Annotated in this window: 10 protein-coding genes; 8 read left to right on the forward strand and 2 right to left on the reverse strand. The window is 64.9% G+C overall.

Annotation, left to right across the window (positions count from 1 at the left end):
- Positions 1-65 precede the first annotated feature (65 nt).
- The 5 genes from AMD14_RS06320 (at position 66) to pbpC (ending at position 13,924) form a co-directional block, all read left to right on the forward strand.
- The gene (locus AMD14_RS06320) at positions 66-1,064 is read left to right on the forward strand and encodes a nucleoside hydrolase (protein ID WP_015462934.1); all 999 of its coding nucleotides are present in this window, start codon (positions 66-68) and stop codon (positions 1,062-1,064) included.
- A gap of 723 nt (positions 1,065-1,787) precedes the next feature.
- Complete coding sequence (locus AMD14_RS06325) at positions 1,788-6,689, forward strand: alpha-2-macroglobulin family protein (protein ID WP_162010798.1); 4,902 nt, start codon at positions 1,788-1,790, stop codon at positions 6,687-6,689.
- A gap of 326 nt (positions 6,690-7,015) precedes the next feature.
- On the forward strand, positions 7,016-10,003 hold the full coding sequence (locus AMD14_RS06330; RefSeq protein ID WP_011050728.1) for a TonB-dependent receptor: 2,988 nt from the start codon (positions 7,016-7,018) through the stop codon (positions 10,001-10,003).
- A 147-nt stretch (positions 10,004-10,150) separates the two neighbouring features.
- The gene (locus tag AMD14_RS06335) at positions 10,151-11,098 is read left to right on the forward strand and encodes a glycerophosphodiester phosphodiesterase family protein (RefSeq protein ID WP_040107582.1); all 948 of its coding nucleotides are present in this window, start codon (positions 10,151-10,153) and stop codon (positions 11,096-11,098) included.
- A 435-nt stretch (positions 11,099-11,533) separates the two neighbouring features.
- Positions 11,534-13,924: a penicillin-binding protein 1C gene (pbpC, locus tag AMD14_RS06340; RefSeq protein WP_011050730.1), complete on the forward strand. Its 2,391-nt coding sequence runs from the start codon at positions 11,534-11,536 to the stop codon at positions 13,922-13,924.
- A 349-nt stretch (positions 13,925-14,273) separates the two neighbouring features.
- Here the strand turns inward: pbpC and AMD14_RS06345 are convergent, their stop codons facing one another.
- Both AMD14_RS06345 and AMD14_RS06350 read right to left on the reverse strand, forming a co-directional pair.
- Positions 14,274-14,834, reverse strand: coding sequence for a ferritin-like domain-containing protein (locus tag AMD14_RS06345; protein ID WP_011050731.1), 561 nt, complete (start codon positions 14,832-14,834; stop codon positions 14,274-14,276).
- 42 nt (positions 14,835-14,876) lie between these two features.
- Entirely contained in the window at positions 14,877-15,359 is a 483-nt protein-coding gene (locus tag AMD14_RS06350; RefSeq protein WP_003483924.1) for a peroxiredoxin, read from the reverse strand.
- Between the two features lie 162 nt (positions 15,360-15,521).
- On the opposite strand from AMD14_RS06350, the gene AMD14_RS06355 reads away from it, so the two are divergent.
- The 3 genes from AMD14_RS06355 to pilH all read left to right on the forward strand — a co-directional run bounded on the left by AMD14_RS06355 (position 15,522) and on the right by pilH (position 18,172).
- Complete coding sequence (locus AMD14_RS06355; protein ID WP_011050732.1) at positions 15,522-15,998, forward strand: Hsp20/alpha crystallin family protein; 477 nt, start codon at positions 15,522-15,524, stop codon at positions 15,996-15,998.
- A gap of 411 nt (positions 15,999-16,409) precedes the next feature.
- A complete protein-coding gene (locus tag AMD14_RS06360; RefSeq protein WP_003483926.1) occupies positions 16,410-17,309 on the forward strand; it encodes a DnaJ C-terminal domain-containing protein in 900 nt (299 codons plus the stop codon).
- Between the two features lie 476 nt (positions 17,310-17,785).
- Positions 17,786-18,172 (forward strand): twitching motility response regulator PilH, encoded by a 387-nt coding sequence (gene pilH / locus AMD14_RS06365; RefSeq protein WP_003483927.1) that lies wholly within the window; start codon positions 17,786-17,788, stop codon positions 18,170-18,172.
- Positions 18,173-18,778: the final 606 nt, after the last annotated feature.

Here is an 18,778-nt window from a genome sequence, read left to right on the forward strand (position 1 = left end):
GTGTAGCACTATCGAACCGCCGGCGATCATGCCGGCGGTTTTTTTATGGCAGCAGGAGTGGACAGATGCGGCGGACCTGGCAGCGCGCGTGGGGATTGGTAGCGATGTGGTGCGTGTCCACTGCCGCGTGGGCGCAGCAGTCCGCCGCGGCCGTGCCATCCATGCCGGCATCGGTGCAGACCGAGAAAGTGGTGGTCTCCACCGACATCGGCGACGATATCGACGATGCGTTCGCGTTGGGATTGCTGCTGCGTCGTCCGCAGTTGCAGGTGCTGGGCATCGCATCGGCATGGGGCGACACCACGTTGCGCGTGCAGTTGCTGCAGCGGTTGTTGCAGCAGGCCGGGCGCAGCGAGATCCCGCTGGCGGTGGGCGCGCGTACCACCAGCAGCATTGCGTTTAGCCAGGCAGGCTGGGCGGCCAAGGGACAGGTACCGGCGGCACTGCCTGATGCGGCTGCGATGATCCTGCAGCAGGCGCGCCAGCATCCGGGCGAGGTCACCTTGCTGGTGCTGGGGCCGATGACCGATGCGGCGCTGGCGCAACAACGCGACCCGGCCGGCTTTGCCAAGCTCAAGCGTGTGGTGGCGATGGGCGGATCTGTGCGGGTGGGCTATGGCAAGTCTGCGTATCGTCCGGCCAGTACGCCGGTGCCGGAGTACAACATCCTGGCCGACGTGCCGGCAGCGCAGCGCGTGTTCTCATCTGGTGTGCCGATCGTGTTGTTGCCGCTGGATGCCACGCAGATCACGCTGGAAGAGCCCGAGCGCGTGGCCTTGTTCGCGCACGGTGACGGACTGACCGATGCGCTGACGCAGCTGTACTACCAGTGGCGCAACACCGACCAGCCCTGGGCCAGTGCCACGCCCACATTGTTCGATGTAGTGCCGGTGGCCTGGCTGCTACGCCCGGCGCTGTGCCCGACCACGCCGCTGCATCTGGACGTGGATGCGCAAGGCTATACCCGCGAAGGCGCTGGTGCGCCCAATGTGCAGGCCTGTCTGCGCGTGGATAAGCCGGCGCTGATCGAACTGTACATGCGTGCGTTGCTGGAGTTGCCCTGATAGCGGGGAACAAATGTCGTCAATGCCTGTGCCCCGCGGCGAGTGCTTTTTTTGCAGCTCTTTGTGAGCTAGTCAAAAGCCTGGTTGGTCGACAGCGCGATGCCCTCACCGCTTGCGGGACACGCCGTGAATCCAGCCTTGGAGGCCCGATGGCGGCATCCATGCCGCCAACTGTCCCGCAATCGGCGAGGTCACCGTGCCAGACAGTCAGCTGGCGACCCACTGAAAGCGGGTCATTTCGACTCGGCTAGCGTGCTGTCGCGGATCGATTGCTTGGCATTCGATGGACGCGACGACAGAACGAGCGAGGGGCGATCAAAAAAGCGCTTTGAGCACTGCCCTCAGAGACACCGGCCAATCGTCATTGGTCCTTGCCCGCTCACCGTCGCGGGACCCTGGGCGGCCTGGATGCCGCCACGAAGCTTACATGGACGTACTTGCAGCGTGTCCTGCGATGGCGGGCGCGCAAGGGCCCTGCAGCCAAGTCTCAGCCCAGCTGTCTGCACTAGGCGGCATGACGTGGTTCGGCAGTCGCTCCAAGCGCGGTTACCAATCATGCGCTCACCGCCAGTTTGCCATCGCAACGCTCGCCAGCAGCGCACGCTTGCCGCCCATCGGCAAGCAGCCAGGTCGTCGCTTTGGCGCCATCAGCCAGATGCGCGGCGTCGCTATACTTGCGTTCTCACATTGCGAGTAGCACGAATGGACAGCCAGGGATCACGGATGATGCGGTCGGGCACACGGCGGATGTTGCTGTGGGCGGTGTTGCTGGTCGTGGCAATCGGCGCGGTGGCGTGCAAGCGCAACGAAAGCGGTCAGCTGCCCGCGGCAAGCGGCGAGGCGATCAAGGCCGACAAGCAGGCCATCACCGGTTTCGCGCTGGCGCGTGCCTATCCCGACCAGACCAGCGACGGCCTGTCGCTGGCACTGGAATTCTCGCGGCCGCTGGTCGGTACGCAGGATTTCGATGCGCTGGTGCGCTTCGAAGAGAAGGTCGGCACGGGCGACAGCAGCTGGGCGCTGTCCGAGGACGGCAAGACGCTGCGCTACCCGTACGTCGAAGCGGCCAAGGACTACACCGTACTGGTCGACGCCAACCTGCTGGCCGCCGACGGCAGCCGCCTGGGCAAGCCGCTCAAGCAGAAGGTCTACACCGGCGAACTCAAGCCGGTGGCCGGGTTCGCTTCGCAGGGCAGCGTGCTGCCGGCGCGCGAGAGCCGTGGCCTGCCGGTGGTGTCGGTGAACGTGCCGGAGGTGGATGTCGAGTTCCTGCGCGTGCGCGAAAAATCGCTGCCGGCATTCTTCCAGCAGTTCCAGCGTGGCGGGCGCCGCGGCAGCTGGGATCTGGAGAGCGAGTACAGCGGCAACCAGCCGTTGTCCCAACTGGCCGACCCGGTGTACGTCAATCGCTTCATTCTTGGCGGCAAGCAGAACGAACGCGTGCTGACCTACCTGCCGACGCAGGACATCAAGGAGCTGCAGGAACCGGGTCTGTATTTCGCGGTGATGAAGCGCGCCGGCAGTTTCGAAAACGAATTCGACACCGCGTTCTTTACCGTCAGCGACATCGGCCTGCATACGCGCGCCTACAAGGACAAGTTGTTCGTCCACACCGCCTCGTTGCAGAGCGGCGAGCCGATCAAGAACGTGGAGCTGCGCATCCTCGACGCCAAGGGCGAGTTGTTCCTGAAAGGTGCGACCGACGGCAACGGCAATGCGCTGCTCAACTACACGCTCGACGCCGGCCATGTGCTGACCGCACGCAGCAAGACCGACATTTCGCTGCTGCCGTTCAACCAGCCGGCATTGGATCTGAGCGAGTTCGCCGTGGCCGGGCGCCAGGGCGCGTGGTTCGATGTGTTCGCCTGGGCCGGTCGCGATCTGTATCGCCCCGGCGAAACCATGCGGGTGTCGGCGATCCTGCGCGACAACGACGGCAAACCGACCAAGCCGCAACCGGTGTTCCTGCGCCTGAAGCAGCCGGACGGCAAGACCTTCCGCGAGACCAAACTGCTGCCGGGCGAGCAGGGCTATTTCGAATTCGCCCAGCAGATTCCGGCCGATGCGCCGACCGGCCGCTGGCAGGTGGAATTCCGCACCGATCCGGCCAGCAAGGACGCCGTGCAGGGCATGACCGTGCGCGTGGAAGAGTTCCTGCCCGAGCGCATGAAGCTGGACCTGGACAGCACGCAAAAGATCTTGAGCGCCGGCCAGCCGTTCAAGCTGGTGGTCAATGCCGCGTATCTGTACGGCGCACCGGCCGCTGGCAACCGTTTCACCGCCAAGCTGGCAGTCAGCGTCGAGCAGCATCCGCTTGAAACGCTGCCCGGCTGGTTCTTCGGCGACCCCACGCTGGAGCTGCCGCGCGAAGCCAAGGACGTGATCGACACCGAGTTCGGTGGCGACGGCATCCTGCGCGAAGACATCGCATTGCCGGACGAGGCCAAGCCGGTCAGCACGATTGCCGCGGTCGTCTCCGGCAGCGTGTACGAAACCGGCGGGCGCACGGTCACCCGCACCCTCAAGCGCGTGCTGTGGCCGGCCAAGGCCCTGGTCGGCGTGCGGCCGTTGTTCGACGACGGAGACGGCGCCGATGCCAATGGGACGGCGCGCTTCGAAGTCACCCGCGTGGATGCCGATGGCAAGCCGCAGCCGGCAAAGGGCCTGAAGGTCACGTTGGTGCGAGAGCTGCGCGACTACCACTGGAACTACACCGACAATCACTGGGATTACGACTTCACCCGGCGCTTCGAAAACAAGGACACGCGCACGCTCGATGTGGGCAGCGTCAATGCCAAGATCGATTTCCCGGTGGAATGGGGCGAATACCGCCTGGACGTCTTCGACCCGGCGAGCGGGCTGACCACGCGTTACCCGTTCCGCGCCGGCTGGAGCTGGAACGATGAAAACCGTGGCCTGGATGCGCGCCCGGACAAGGTCAAGCTGGCGCTGGACAAGACCGGCTACCGCGCCGGCGATACGCTCACCGTCACGCTGACCCCGCCGCATGCCGGCAAGGGCGTGCTGCTGGTGGAAAGCGACAAGCTGCTGTACGTGCAGGACATCGACGTCAAGCCGGGCAGCAGCTTCGAGATTCCGGTGACCGAGGCGTGGGAGCGCCACGATGTGTATGTCACCGCACTGGTCTTCCGCGGCGGCAGTGCGCCCAGCAAGATCACCCCGGCACGTGCGGTGGGTGTGGCTTATGTGCCCATGGACCGCAAGGCGCGGCGGGTGGCGGTGGGCGTGTCCGCACCCAAGCAGATGCGCCCCGAGCAGCCCCTGCCGGTGACGGTGAGCGTGCCCGAGTTGGCAGGCAAGGCCGCGCACGTGACCATTTCGGCAGTGGACGTGGGCATCCTCAACATCACCCGTTTCCCGGTGCCCGATGCCAACGCGCAGTTCTTCGCGCAGCGTCGTCTGGGGACCGATGCGTACGACATCTATGGGCGGGTGATCGAGAGTTTCGAAGGCGCCAGCGGCAAGCTCAAGTTCGGCGGCGACATGGCGCTGGAAGCCCTGCCGCAGGCCAAGCGCCCGACCGCGCGCGTGCAGACGGTTGACCTGTTTTCCGGCTCGGTGAAACTCGACGCCCGAGGCAACGCGCGCGTGCAACTGCCGGTGCCGGATTTCAACGGCACCTTGCGGGTGTCGGCGCTGGTGTACTCGGACACGCGTTATGGCAATCGCGACATGGAAACCATCGTGCGTGCGCCGATCCTGGCCGAAGCCAGCATGCCGCGCGTGATGGCCCCAGGCGACCGCAGTACGGTGACGCTGGACGTGCAGAATTTCACCGGCAAGCCGGGCGAGTTCAACGTGCGTGTGGAGGGCATTGGCCCGCTCGCCCTCGGCGAAGCGTCGCGCAGCGTCAAGCTCGGCGTGGACGCCAAGCAGACGCTGAGCTTCCCGCTGAGCGCCACCGAAGGCTATGGCGTGGCCAAGGTGCGCGTGCGCGTTGACGGCAACGGGTTCAAGGCCGACCGCAGCTACGAGTTGCCGGTGCGCGCCGGCTGGCCGCAGGTGTTGCGTGCGCAGACCCGCGTGCTCGATCCGCTGGCGCCGATCACCCTGGACAGCGGATTTGCCGATGGCCTGATGGCCGGCTCGGTGACCGCACGCATGGTGGTCAGCGCGTTGCCGCCGATTCCGTTCGCCAGCGCATTGCAGGGTGCATTGGAGTATCCGTATGGCTGCGCCGAGCAGACCACCAGCAAGGGCTATGCAGCGCTGCTGCTCGACGATGCCACCGCCAGGGCGCTCGGCACCAAGGGGCTGGAGCCGGCCAAGCGCCGCGAGCGCATGGAAGGCGCGTTCGGGCGTTTGGCGTCGATGCAGATCGCCAGCGGGCATTTTTCGATGTGGGGCGACGATGGCTACGTCAATCCGGGCCTGAGCCCATACATTGCCGAATTCCTGCTCGACGCCAAGGACGCCGGTTTTGCGGTGCCCGACAACGTGTTGCAAAAGGCGCTCAATCGCCTGAGCGAAGATCTGTTGTCCGGTGGCAACGAGTTTTACGGGCAGGACCGTCGCGACAACTTGAAGTTCGCCAATCAGGCTTGGTCCGGGTACGTGCTGGCACGCGTCAACCGCGCGCCGCTGGGCACGCTGCGCGCGCTGTACGACAACCAGCGCGACAAAGCGCTGACGGGCCTGTCGTTGGTCCATCTGGGCATCGCCTTATCGCTGCAGGGCGATACCAAGCGTGGCGAAGCGGCGATCAAGGCCGGGTTTGCCAAGGACAGCAGCGAGCGTCCGCCCTACTTCGGCGATTACGGCAGCGCGATCCGGGACGATGCCTTGATGATGGTGTTGCTGCACGAACGCGGGTTGTCCAAGCCCGAGTACGACACCCGCGCGGTGGCCCTGGGCCGCGCCCTGGATGCGCGTCGCGCGACCGGCTGGCTATGGCTGAGCACGCAGGAGCAAGTGGCGCTTGCGCGGTTGGGCAAGGCCTTGATGGTCGGGCAGGGCAAGCAGGTGTCCGGTACCTTGACGGTGGGCGACCAGGTGCAGCAGATCGCACCTGCACGTGTGTTTGGGCGTAGCTTCGACAGCGCCGCCCTGGCGCGCGGTGTGCAGTTCGCACCACAAGGCGAGGCGCCGATGTACGCCAGTCTGGAAGTGGCCGGCATTCCGCGCAGCGCACCGGAACCGGATACGCGCAATCTCAGCGTGGAGCGCAGCTGGTACACCACCGACGGCAAGCCGTGGACCCCGCGCCCACTCAAGGAAGGCGAAGCGTTGATCGTGCGCGTCAGCATCACTGCCAATAGCAGCATGCCCGACGCCTTGCTCACCGACCTGTTGCCGGCCGGCCTGGAAATCGAGAATTTCAATCTCGGCGATGCCAAGCAATGGTCCGACGTGGTGGTGGACGGCATCGGCATCAGCGAGCGGTCCAGCGCCGCCGACGTCAAGCACGAAGAGTTCCGCGACGATCGCTATGTGGCCGCGCTTGCGCTGTCATCTGGCGGCAAGGCGCAGGTGTATTACCTGGTGCGTGCCGTCACGCCGGGTACCTACACGGTTCCGCCATCGCTGGTGGAAGACATGTACCGGCCGGAGCTGCGTGGTGTGGGGCGCAGCACGCCAGCCACGATGACGGTGGTGCAGCCGTAAGGTGACGCGTTCGCCCTTCTCCCGTCGGGAGAAGGTGCCCCGCTAGGGGCGGATGAGGGTACGAGCGAAGCCTCGTGTAGTTGGCATGGCATGAGTGGTTTCGCCCGTACCCTCACCCCAACCCGTCTCCCGCAGGGAGAGGGGCTTTTGCAGGGCGCTTGCGACGTTTCCCGGTAGCCGCTGAGTGCTTGCTTCGCATACCGCGACATCGCTGCGCGTTGTCTTTTCGCTGCGACGCGGACGACACGCGAAGGTCATTTTTACGCTCTACGGTGGCGTGCTTTCTCATCGGCGCAGCGTTAGTGCTGCGCAACTCACGGGATTCCATGCAGCGCTTCGATCCGTACCGTTTGCACCTGTCCGTTCTCGCCGTGGCCATTGCCGCATGCTCGCCTGCAGTGCAGGCGCAAACCGTCGACGTGTCATCCGACGCCTTGGGTCTTGCGTCACCAATACGCCCGGACACGGCGTCATCCAATGAGAGTCAGCGTCCCACAGAGACGGCGTCGGTGGCAGAGCATCCCGCGAACACCGCCTCCACAACCTCGCGCAACGATGCAGCCGGCCGCGGGGCGCCCGCCGCAGACGCGCCTGAAAGCGGCGTAAAGACACTCGATGCCATGCAGGTCACCGGCGTGCGTCGCGCCAACGCGGCTGCGGTGGAAAGCAAGCGCGCGGCGACCAATATCACCGATGTGATCAGCGCCACCGACGTGCGTGCCTTGCCCGACAGCACCATCGTCGAGGCATTGCGGCGCGTGCCTGGCTTGTCCGTCCTGCCTGCCACCGATAACGAGCATCCGCGCGATGAAGCAGCCACGCCGGTATTGCGTGGCCTGGGGCCCTCGTACAACAACGTCACCATCGACGGGCTCACCATCGCCTCGCCCGGCACACCGAACGGCACGCTCGGTTCGATCACGCGCGGCGTGCGCCTGGACCTGTTGCCGGCCTCGATGGTCAGCGAATTGCAGGTGGTCAAGACCTTCACCCCCGACCTGGATCCCAACGCCACCGGCGGTGCGATCAACCTGAAAACCCGCAGCGCCTTCGAAAACGGCGGCAAGCCGTTCTTCAGCGCCGAGGCGGCGCTAGGCCACGCCAACGATGTGGGCAAGCCGCGCGATCAGGACGATCCTGGCTATCGCCTCAACGCCACCGGCAGCCGCACCTTCGGTAGCGAGCAGCAATACGGTGTCACCGTGTCTGCCAACTATCAAACGCTGAGCAGCTACACCGAAACCCATATGACCACCGACACGGTGCACTACGGGTTCTACGACAACAGCGGTGTCTTGCAGACCGGCGACAGTCTCGGCAATGGCTGGGCGGTGCCGCAGCAGGATAAATATTGGTACGTGCAGGATCAGCGCGACCGTTATGGCCTCACCGGCAAGTTCGAGATGCGGCCCAGCGCGGCGCTCGAAGCCTACGCGATGGCCGGCTACTACTATTTCAAGGACGACATGGAGCGCAACGAGGTCATCATCGATCCGCGCAACCGTGGCCGTGTCTTCAATCAAACCGCAACGTCCGGCAGTTATCCCGGTGGCGACATCGAGGTGGGCTATTCAAACCAGGTCGTCACCACGCGTACCAAGGTTGCGCAGCTGGGAACCATCTGGCGGCCCACCGATCGCCAACAGTTTTCCGCACGCGGAGCGTGGTCGGACGCGACCTACGACGAGCCGATTCGCATGATCAAGTACGCCACCGGCATCACGCGCCCGGCACCGGTGCCGGTGGGCCAGACCGGCAGTGGCGTAACCGTCAATGCCACGCCCAACTATGCGTTCAATTACGACACCTCCGGCTTCGATCAACGGTTCGGCGTGTCGCCGCAGGCATATGACAATCTCGACAATTACAGCCTGTCGTACTGGCGCCCGGACTATCAGCGCACCGCGTCCGATCGCATCCTGACCGGTCGGCTCGATTACGGTTCCAACCAAGGCGAAAGCGATCAAGGCATCGGTCTTGCGGCAGGCGTGTCGTATACCACCGACAAGCCGTCCTACGAGATCTATCGCGTCGAGTATCAGCCCAATACGACGGCGCCGGCGTTCGGCCTGGCCGACGTGGTGGGCACCGGCAGGGCGCCGATGCGCTATGCCGGTTTGAACCTGCTGAGCATCGATCCGAACAAGGCCAATCGCGTGCTGGCGGCCGCGCCGTTGAGCGCGTTCAACAGCACCGACCAGCAGGCCTTCAGCAATCAGGATAATTTCACGCATACCGAAAAGACCTTCGGTAGCTATGGCTTGATCAGCTATCGCAGCGATCGTTTGAATGTGCAGGCCGGTGTGCATTTCGACAGCACCAAGCTCGACACGGTGGGCCGCCAACGGCAGCTGGATGCGGCAACCAGTCACTACGTGTACGTCGATAACCCGACCAGTGCGGACTACGACTACCTACTGCCGTCGGCGGTGATGACCTATCACCTGACCGATGCGCTGGATCTGCGCGCCGGTGCAAGCCGCACGTTGGGCCGCCCGCCGTACGATGCCTATGCGGCGCGTACCTCCATCGGCTTCGTCAATACGACAGACGCCGGCAACCCGAACGCGCAGGGCGTCACCGTCACCATCGGCAACCCAGACATCAAGCCGCGTGTGTCCAACAACCTGGATCTATCGCTGGAATGGCGCCTTCCCGGGGATTTCGATGCGTTCGCGTCCGCTGCCGTCTTCGACAAACATATCCAGGACGAGATCTTCACGCTCTCGCGCACCGATAGCTTCACCTTCGACGGCACCACGTATGCGAATGCGTTGATCAGCACACCGGCCAATGCCGCCAAGGCGCGTATCCGCGGTGTGGAGTTCAACGGCATCGTCAACACATTGGGGCCGATCGCGCCGTGGTTGAGTGGCGTCGGTTTCAGCGCAAACCTCGCATTGCTGGATGGCAGCCTGGATGTGCCTTACAGCGTCGGCAGCGGCAGCAGCCTGACCCAGCGTGAGCGCAAGCTCGACAATCTGGTGGGTCAGCCCGATTACACCGCCAACGCAACGCTGTTCTACAACGCCGGCGGGCTGGAACTGCGTGCGGCCTACAACCGGCAAGGCAAGGCGCTGCGTTCCATCGTCAGCAACATCGATTGGCAGGACCTGTATTGGTCGCCGCGTTCGCAACTGGATTTCACCGCCACCTATGCGGTGAGCAAGCAGTTGAGCGTGATCGGCCAGGTCAGCAATATCACCCACAGCCGCATCACCAGCGTGACCGGTCCCGTGCAGAATCTGCTCAAGGACAGTTATTCGGTGCCCACCACCTATTGGGTGGGTTTGCGGTTCACGCCGACGCTGTGAGCGCCACCCGGGCGACAGGTGGGCAATGCCTGCCAGCCTGAAATCGATGCCTGCCGTTTACCCGCTTGATTTCACCAGCGCGTGCGAAGCGCGGCAACGCCCGTCTGCCGCGCTACCGTATTGCAAACATCTGCTTGGAGTCGTTCGATGACATCACGCCCTATTGCCGTCCTCGCCGCCGTGCTGTGCGCGGTCGTGGCCACCGCGGCGAGCGCCGCACCGACAGGCGTGGCCGCGATCCAGGCACGCCTGACCAATCCGCAGGGCGGCCTCGTGGTGGTTGCGCACCGCGGGTGTCATGCCGCCGCGCCACAGCATGGCTTCACCGAGACCGCGCCGGAAAATTCGCTGGCGGCGTTGGAGCGCTGCATCGCCATCGGCGCCGATGTGATGGAAACCGATGTGCGGCGTGCCGCCGATAGCAGCCTGGTGATGCTGCATGACGCCACCGTGGACCGCACCACCGATGGCACCGGCAAGCTGTCCGAGTTGACCCTGGCCGATCTGCAGAAGCTGCGCCTGCGCAGCGACGAAGGTGGCGCACAGGCACCGTTGACCGACCAGCGCGTGGTCACGCTCGATCAGATGCTGGCCAGGGCCAAGGGGCACATCCTGCTCAACCTGGATGTCAAGGACGCGATCTACGTGCAGGTGATCGACGCGGTCGCACGCGCCGGCATGCAGCATCAGGTGATCGTCAAGGCCGAAGCCGGCATGTTCACCGCGCCACTGGCGGCGATGCCGCCGTTCGATACGGTGTACTTCTTCCCGATCCTGATCAACGCGCATGGCAAGGCCGATCTTGCTGCCATTGCAACGGCACAGACACGCAATGCACGGCCGATGGCATTCGAGTTGCCCAAGATGACCGCCGCGCAATTGCCGGCACTGGCAGCGGTAAGCAAGGCGCATAACGTGCGGCTGATGGTCAATTCGTTGTGGGAAGGCTTCATTGCCGGCTATGGCGGCGATGCGGACGCCGAGCGCGATCCCGACAAGGTCTGGGGCCGGATGCACCGCGACGGTGTGTCGATCATCCAGACCGATGCGCCGGAAGCCTTGCTGCGCTATCGCGCCACGTTGGAAAAGCGCTGAGCGGAAGCGACCAGGCCGCCGTCCCAAGCGGTGGCAACGAGGTCTAGCACGGCGCGCCGCGCACCAAACTACTCGACGGACGAGATGTCACGTCTAAACGAGTGCATTGGCGGGGTATCGCGACCACCTGCCGATGATGCGTGCTGCTGCCGAAGGGTGCCGTCCGCACCTTCGGTGTGAGTGCCCTGATCATCGCAGGCACCTGCATGCGGCGACCACAGGCGGGATCAAACGGTTGCCGCGCAAGGATGTCCGCATGTCGCCCAGGGTCTGCGCCTGTCCTTGGGCCAGTCGCTTGTCCGGCTGGCCGTGCAGTTGGTCGTGCGGCTGATCGCGCTGCAGATACGCTGGCCTGGAATCGCGCAGCGGTAGCCGAAACGCGTTTTGCCCTGCATGCTTTGCGCGATGGATGAACAGCCGCAGGCACCAACAGGGATGGATCGGACGCAGTCGCGCCCGCAAACGCCGAACCATCAGGCCCGCAACGGACGCCGCTGGCTGCGGTGGCTGCGCTTGGGTGCGGCTGCCTTGCTGAGCGTCATGCTGCTGCTCGATCTGGCCTTCCCGTTGCCGTTGCCCAAGTCCCGCGACACCTCCGCCTTGGTGGTTGCGCGCGACGGCACGCCCTTACGTGCATTCGCCGACCGCAATGGCGTATGGCGCTACCCCGCCACGCTGCAGAGCGTGTCGCCGTTGTATTTGCAGGCACTGCTGAACTACGAAGATCGCTGGTTCTGGCGTCACCCCGGCGTCAATCCCTGGGGTCTGCTGCGTGCCGGTGGGCAGTGGATCGGGCAGGGCCACATCGTGTCCGGCGGCTCCACGCTGACCATGCAGGTGGCGCGCATCCTGGACCCGCATACGCGTACGCCGTGGGGCAAGGCCAAGCAGTTGTTGCGCGCATTGCAGCTGGAAGCGCACCTGAGCAAGCACGAGATTCTCATGCTGTATCTCGAGCGCGCGCCCTACGGCGGTACCATCGAAGGGGTGGAGGCGGCCAGCTGGGCGTATCTGGGCAAGCCGGCCAAGGCCTTGTCGCACGCCGAGGCCGCGTTGCTGGCGGTATTGCCGCAATCGCCCAGCCGCCTGCGCCCGGACCGGCACCCGGAAGCGGCGCAGCGCGCACGCGACAAGGTGCTCGACCGCATGGTCGAGCTGGGCGTGTGGTCGCGCGCGCAGGTGGACGATGCGCGCATCGAACCGGTGGTCACACGCTCGCTCAAGCCACCGTTGCATGCGGCCTTGCTGGCACAGCGCCTGCACGGTGCGCAGCCGCGTGCGGCGCGTATCGTCACCACGCTGGATGTGGAATTGCAGCGCACGCTGGAAGAGCGCGTGGCCACGTATTTTTCGCAGTTGCCCGAGCGCACCTCCGCGGCATTGTTGGTGGTGGACAACGCCACGATGGAGGCCCGCGCCTACGTGGGCTCGGCCAGTTTCGGCGACCGCAAGCGCCTGGGTCATGTCGACATGGTGCAGGCATGGCGCTCGCCCGGCTCCACGCTCAAGCCGTTCCTGTATGGCATGGCGCTGGACGATGGCCTGATCCATTCCGAGAGCCTGTTGGTGGATGCGCCGCAGAGTTTCGGCGACTACCGGCCCGGCAACTTCGATGCGGCGTTCAATGGTCCGGTGAGCGCGGCCACGGCGTTGCGGCTGTCGTTGAACGTGCCGGCGGTGGATCTGCTCGAGCGCATCGGCCCGGCACGCTTCGCTGCGCGGTTGTCCAATGCCGGGATCGCGCTGCATTTTCCTTCCGGCAGCACGCCATCGCTGGCGTTGATACTGGGCGGCACCGGCGCACAGTTGCAGGAGTTGGTGGGCGCGTTCGCCGCGCTCAATCGCGGCGGTATTGCCGGACGTGTGCGCTACACGCCAGACGATGCGCGCATCGATCGCCGCTTGATGTCGCCGGGTGCGGCCTGGATCGTGCGCGAAATTTTGCAAAGTAATCCGCGCCCCGGATACGGCAGCGGTACCTTCGACACCACTGCACGCCCCGGCGTGGCGTGGAAGACCGGCACAAGTTATGGCTACCGCGATGCATGGGCCATTGGCGGGACGCGGCGTTATACCGTCGGCGTCTGGGTAGGACGGCCGGATGGCACGCCGTTGCCGGGCCAATACGGTGCGGTCACCGCATTGCCGTTGATGTTCGAAGTCATCGATGCCTTGCCGCGCAGCGCCGGCGACAGCGCCCCGTTGCCGATGCCCGCCACCGTGCAGGCAATCAACATCTGCTGGCCGCTGGGCGGCGCTGCCGATCAAACGCCACCGGCTCTGTGCGCACGTCGTGCCGATGCGTATGCACTCGACGGTGCTGTGCCCCCCACCTTTGCCGAACGCGATGCGCGTCTTTGGCAAAGCGGGCAAGTGCGCTTGGAGGTCGATGCGCGCAGCGGTCAGCGGTTGTCGCAGGAATGCAGCCAACCGCATGAGCGTGTGCCGCGCGCGGTCGCGCGCTGGCCGGCGTTGGTCTCGCCCTGGCTCAATACATCCGAACGCGCCGCCGCGCAACTTCCGCCCTTGGCTGAAGATTGTGCGCCGGACGGGCGCATGACCGGTGGCGGGATGCTACGCATCGATGGGTTGAGCGACCGCGCCACGCTTGCGCGGGCCAACGACGCCGCACGCCCGGTGCGGTTGCAGTTACGTGCGTTGGGCAGCGAGGCGCGCATCGATTGGCTGCTGGATGGCCGCTGGATTGCACAGACCAACGGAAGACAAGGATTTCAGCGCGATTTCGAAGAGGTTGGGTTGCACACGCTCACCGCACTGGCCAGCGATGGCGCATGGACGCAGGTGCGCTTTCGGGTGTTGCGTTGATCGGGTCGCCAACGAAGTGCTACCGCCCCGTGCTCAGCGGCAGACACCTGCTGCTTGCGACAACCCCTGTAGGAGCGCACTGGGCGCGAGGAGGCGTTACCGGGGATGCTCCATCGCGCCCGGGTGCGCTCCGACATATGCGTGGGCGAGGGCGGCGGCGCGTCGGGATCTGGCCACCTCGTAGGGTCGTTGCTCCTACGGGGCGCAATCGTATACGCGCAACCTAGCGGCAAAAAAAACAGACAGGGCGCTCAAGGCGCTGCCCTGTCTGTTTCATCATCGAGTCGATTCCGATGTCAACTCGCTGCGATCTTTCATCGCAACGCATCGCTACATCGCAAAACTCAACTCACTCGCCGATCCAGCCTTCCAGCATGTCGGCGAATTCATCGGCATGCTCTTCTTCCTGGGCCAGGATGCTTTCGAGAATGCGCTTGGTGGTGGTGTCCTGGTCGCCGATGAAATCGATCATCTCCCGGTAGCTATCGATGGCGATGCGTTCGGCGATGAGATTTTCCTTGACCATGTCGCGCAGGTCGGTGCCTTCCTTGTATTCGGCATGCGAGCGCTTGGTCAGGGTGTCCGGATTGAGATCCGGTTCGCCGCCCAGCTGCACGATGCGCTCGGCCAGCTTGTGCGCGTGTTCTTGTTCCTGTTGCGCGTGCTCCAGGAACTCGCCCTTCACTGCGTCGGCAAGCATGCCCTTGGCCATGAAGTAGTGGCGGTAGTAGCGCAACGTGCACACGTATTCGGTGGCAAGCGCGGTATTGAGCAACTCGATCACCTTCTCGCGATCGGCGTGGTAGCTCTCGGTGATGGCGCCGTCTTCGATGCTCTGGCGCGCGCGGGCGCGCAAGGTGGCAGTGTCGGTGATACCGGCGGGAGTGTTGGTGGCTGGCTGATCAGACATGGCTGGCCGTCTTCCTTCTGGGTGGATGGGAGAAAGGGGTATTCAATCCGGCAGGTGCTGCAGCACGTAATCGGCTGCAGAGACTTTGAATTCGCCGGGTTCTTCAACAAACAACGCCTTGACCACCGCGTCGTCTGCATACAGCGCGTAGCGGCGCGAGCGCAGGCCCATGCCCGACCCGCTGGCGTCGATTTCAAGGCCCAGGGCGCGCGCCAGTTCGGCGTTGCCGTCGGGTAACAGGTGCAGGCCGTCGGGAATCAACTGGCTGCGTCCCCAGGCCTGCATCACGAATGGGTCGTTGACCGCGGTGCACAGCACTTCGATACCGCGCTTGCGGAATTGCTCGAAGTGTTCCACATAGCCCGGCAGGTGCTTGGCCGAGCAGGTGGGGGTAAAGGCCCCCGGCACCGCGAACAGCAGCACCTTGCGGCCTGCGAACAGGCTATGGGTGTCGACGGCCTCGATGCCGTCGCGCAGGCGCTTGAGCACGACTTCGGGAATGCGGTCACCAACGTGGATGGTCATGCGGCAGGCTCCTGTGGCTGAACGGATTCTAGAAAGGGGCAGGGGAAAAGCGCGTCAACGCGCTTGAAATCCGTCCGGCCACGCCTATCTGACGCACATGGCCGGCGCAGCTGCGCACCTTGCAGTCGCCGGTCCCGTCATCAACCTTTTTGGAGGCTCGCAATGAACATCGTTCGTTATCCCCAATTTCCCACCCACGCGCTGCAGAACGAGATCAAGCATGTGTTCGATCGCTTCTTCGAGCAGAACGGCGACACCGACGAATCGGCCGTGGTGACCGCGCAGTGGGTGCCGCGCGTTGACATCAAGGAAGAGGTGAATCACTTCGTGCTGTACGCCGATTTGCCGGGCATCGATCCGAGCCAGATCGAGGTGCAGATGGACAAGGGCATCCTGTCGATCCGGGGGGAGCGCAAGAGCGAATCCAGCACCGAAACCGAACGCTTCTCGCGCATCGAGCGCCGCTACGGCAGCTTCCATCGCCGCTTCGCGCTGCCCGACAGCGCCGACGCCGATGGCATCACGGCTGCAGGCCGTAACGGCGTGCTGGAAATCCGCATTCCCAAGCGCCCGGCCGCCACGCCGCGCCGTATCCAGGTTGGCAACGGTCAGAACACCAGCGGCAGCACGGTGCAGTAAGCGCAAGAAACGTCGCGGCGGCGCGCGATGCAGGCGCGTGGTGTTCGCCTGGCCGGCCTGTACTGTGCGTGCAGGCTGGCCAGGCGACCGGCAGTTCCGACCGGTACCTCTGCCAGCCGGAACTGGCCGCCGCAGGACGCCGGACCTGGGGCGAGGCCACGGCTTCGCTCCCCGGCGACAGTCGCGCCGTAGAATAGGCGCGGTTGCCCGCCCGGCTGCGAATAGATTGGCCAACAGCTCCATGGCGTGACCGCTTGCGGACGCGGCTGGTATGCGAATTCGGCACGTACGCCCGTACGGTGCAGGGTTGCACGCCTTCCGCGCCGCACACGCGCTGTCCGCCGGAGCGCTGGCCGTTCGAACTGGCTCGTGGCCTCGGCTGCGGGCCGTTTTTTTTCCAGAGGTGATTAGATGGAATTCAAGGATTACTACGCAACGCTCGGCGTGGAGCCCAGTGCAGGCGATGCGGAGATCAAGACCGCCTACCGCCGGCTCGCGCGCAAATATCACCCCGACGTCAGCAAGGAAGCCGGCGCCGAAGACAAGTTCAAGGCGATCAACGAAGCCTACGAAGCGCTGCGCGACCCGGCCAAGCGCAAGGCCTACGACCAGTTGAAGGCGCAGGGATTCCGCCCGGGCGACGAGTTCCAGGCCCCGCCCAATTACGGCGGCGGGCAGGGCTTCGATTTCGAAGAGGTGTTCGGCAACGGCGGCGCTGGTGGCGGCTTCAGCGATTTCTTCGAGAGCCTGTTCGCCGGCCAGCGCGGTGGCCGTCCGCGCGGCCCGGGTGCCGGGCCTGGTGCAGGTGCCGGCCCGCAGGCGCGCGGCGACACCCGCGCCAAGCTTGCGGTGCCGCTGGAAGCGGTGTATTCGGGCGACAGTGTGCGCATCACCATCAACGGCAAGCAGCTGGATGTGCGCGTGCCCAAGGGCGTGCAGCCCGGCCAGGTGATCCGCCTGAGCGGGCAGGGCAACGGCGGCGGCAACCTGTTGCTGGAGATCGAATACGCGGCGCATCCGCATTTCGAGGTGGACGGGCGCAACATCCTGTACACCTTGCAGGTCATGCCCTGGCAGGCCGCGCTGGGCACGACCATCAGCGTGCCCACCCTGGGCGGCTCGGTCGAATTGAAGGTGCCGGCCGACTCGGATGCCGGGCGCAAGCTGCGGCTGCGCGGTCGCGGCCTGCCGGGCACCACCCCGGGCGACCAGATCGTGGAACTGGAAATCCTCGCCCCGGCCCCCACCGACGATGCGCAGAAGAAGGCCTACCGCAATCTGGCCAAGGCGTTCGGCGAGACCGTGAGCTGAGCAGCGCGGGCCAGATCAGCTTTGCGCGCGCAAGGGTTGGGTGAGGCCACGCGCGCTCAGCGCTGAGGCGGTTGATGTCGATCCGCATCGTCGAGTCTTGGCCGCTGGCTCAGCCGGCGCTGGGGAAGGGGGCCAGCCCCTCTCCTTTGGAAGAGGGGCTGGGGTGAGGGTTTGGCTGCCCCGCAACGTGATCATCAACTCGATCAGGATCCCACTTCCTCCAGCGCTACGCGCTCCTTCCCTGCCATAAAAGCGGAGTAGGCAGGAGAGCGAATCAACGCGGCCGCTCGGTGAGTCCTGTATTGAATCCAGTCTGTGATATTGGACGTAATGGCTCCAGCTACTCAAAAACAGCGCGTCGCTCCATATATGTCTGGCCACGCTCGCCGACCACGAACCCTCCAGCAACTCACCTGGCCCAGCTACCGAAAGCGCGGCCGGCGCACTACACTCGCCGCGCACACTAGGGGAAACACATGGCACGTATTTTGATCGTCGACGACTCGCCGTCGCAGCTGCTGGGGATTCAGCGCATCGTCGAGAAGCTGGGGCACGAAACCATCACCGCCACCGATGGTGCCGCCGGCGTGGAAGCGGCCAAGCAATCGCTGCCGGATCTGGTGCTGATGGACGTGGTGATGCCCAACCTCAACGGATTCCAGGCCACGCGCACGCTCAAGCGCGAGCCCACCACCCAGCATATTCCGGTCATCCTGGTCACCACCAAGGATCAGGACACCGACCGCATGTGGGGCATGCGCCAGGGGGCCCGCGCCTACATCACCAAGCCGTTCTCCGAAGACGAGCTGCTGGAAGTGATGGAGCGTGTGTTCAACCAGAAAGAAGAGCCGCCGAAAGCGTAAGTGCACCGGCCAGGCGTGATCGACGTCGGATTTCGGCAACGCAGATGTGGGATTAGCGGTAGACGGTCCAACCCTCTCCCGCGGGAGGGAGTCCGATGAGGACTCTGCAATCGGGCGATGCGGACGTCGACGTCGTTTCGCGCCATCGCATCGCAGCGAGACCTTCAGCCTATGCCGAGCGCCACCTTCTGCCGATGGGCCAGGGCAGAGCAGTTGGGGTGACGCCCGCGGCGCAGCCGTCGTCGCCTTGGAACAACGTGTGGTTGAAAGGATGGGTGCCAAGGACGCAATCGCCGCTTGGCACGCACGCTTTCCGCCTCCCATCGCCTCCCGTGCCCGAAATCCTGCCAAGCAGGCACGCGCCCGGTAAACGGTCTTCAGCCGCCAAGACCAATCATGTGCCCGGCCGCGCGCATTAGACGCGTGCGCAGCGCTCGACAGGGGCAGCCCGTGCCTGCCGCCGGCACGTCGCATCCTGGTCTTCAGGTCCTCAGCGCGAAGGCCCTCGCCGGACAACCATTGCCTGTGTCCCAGCCCAGCCCGATCCGCCCCGCCGGCTAAACCAACAATGCATCGCACCGGGCCTTTCAAAACGGTGTGTCTGCC

Origin of the sequence: Xanthomonas citri pv. citri, from assembly GCF_000961215.1 — a bacterium.
Lineage (GTDB): Bacteria > Pseudomonadota > Gammaproteobacteria > Xanthomonadales > Xanthomonadaceae > Xanthomonas > Xanthomonas cissicola.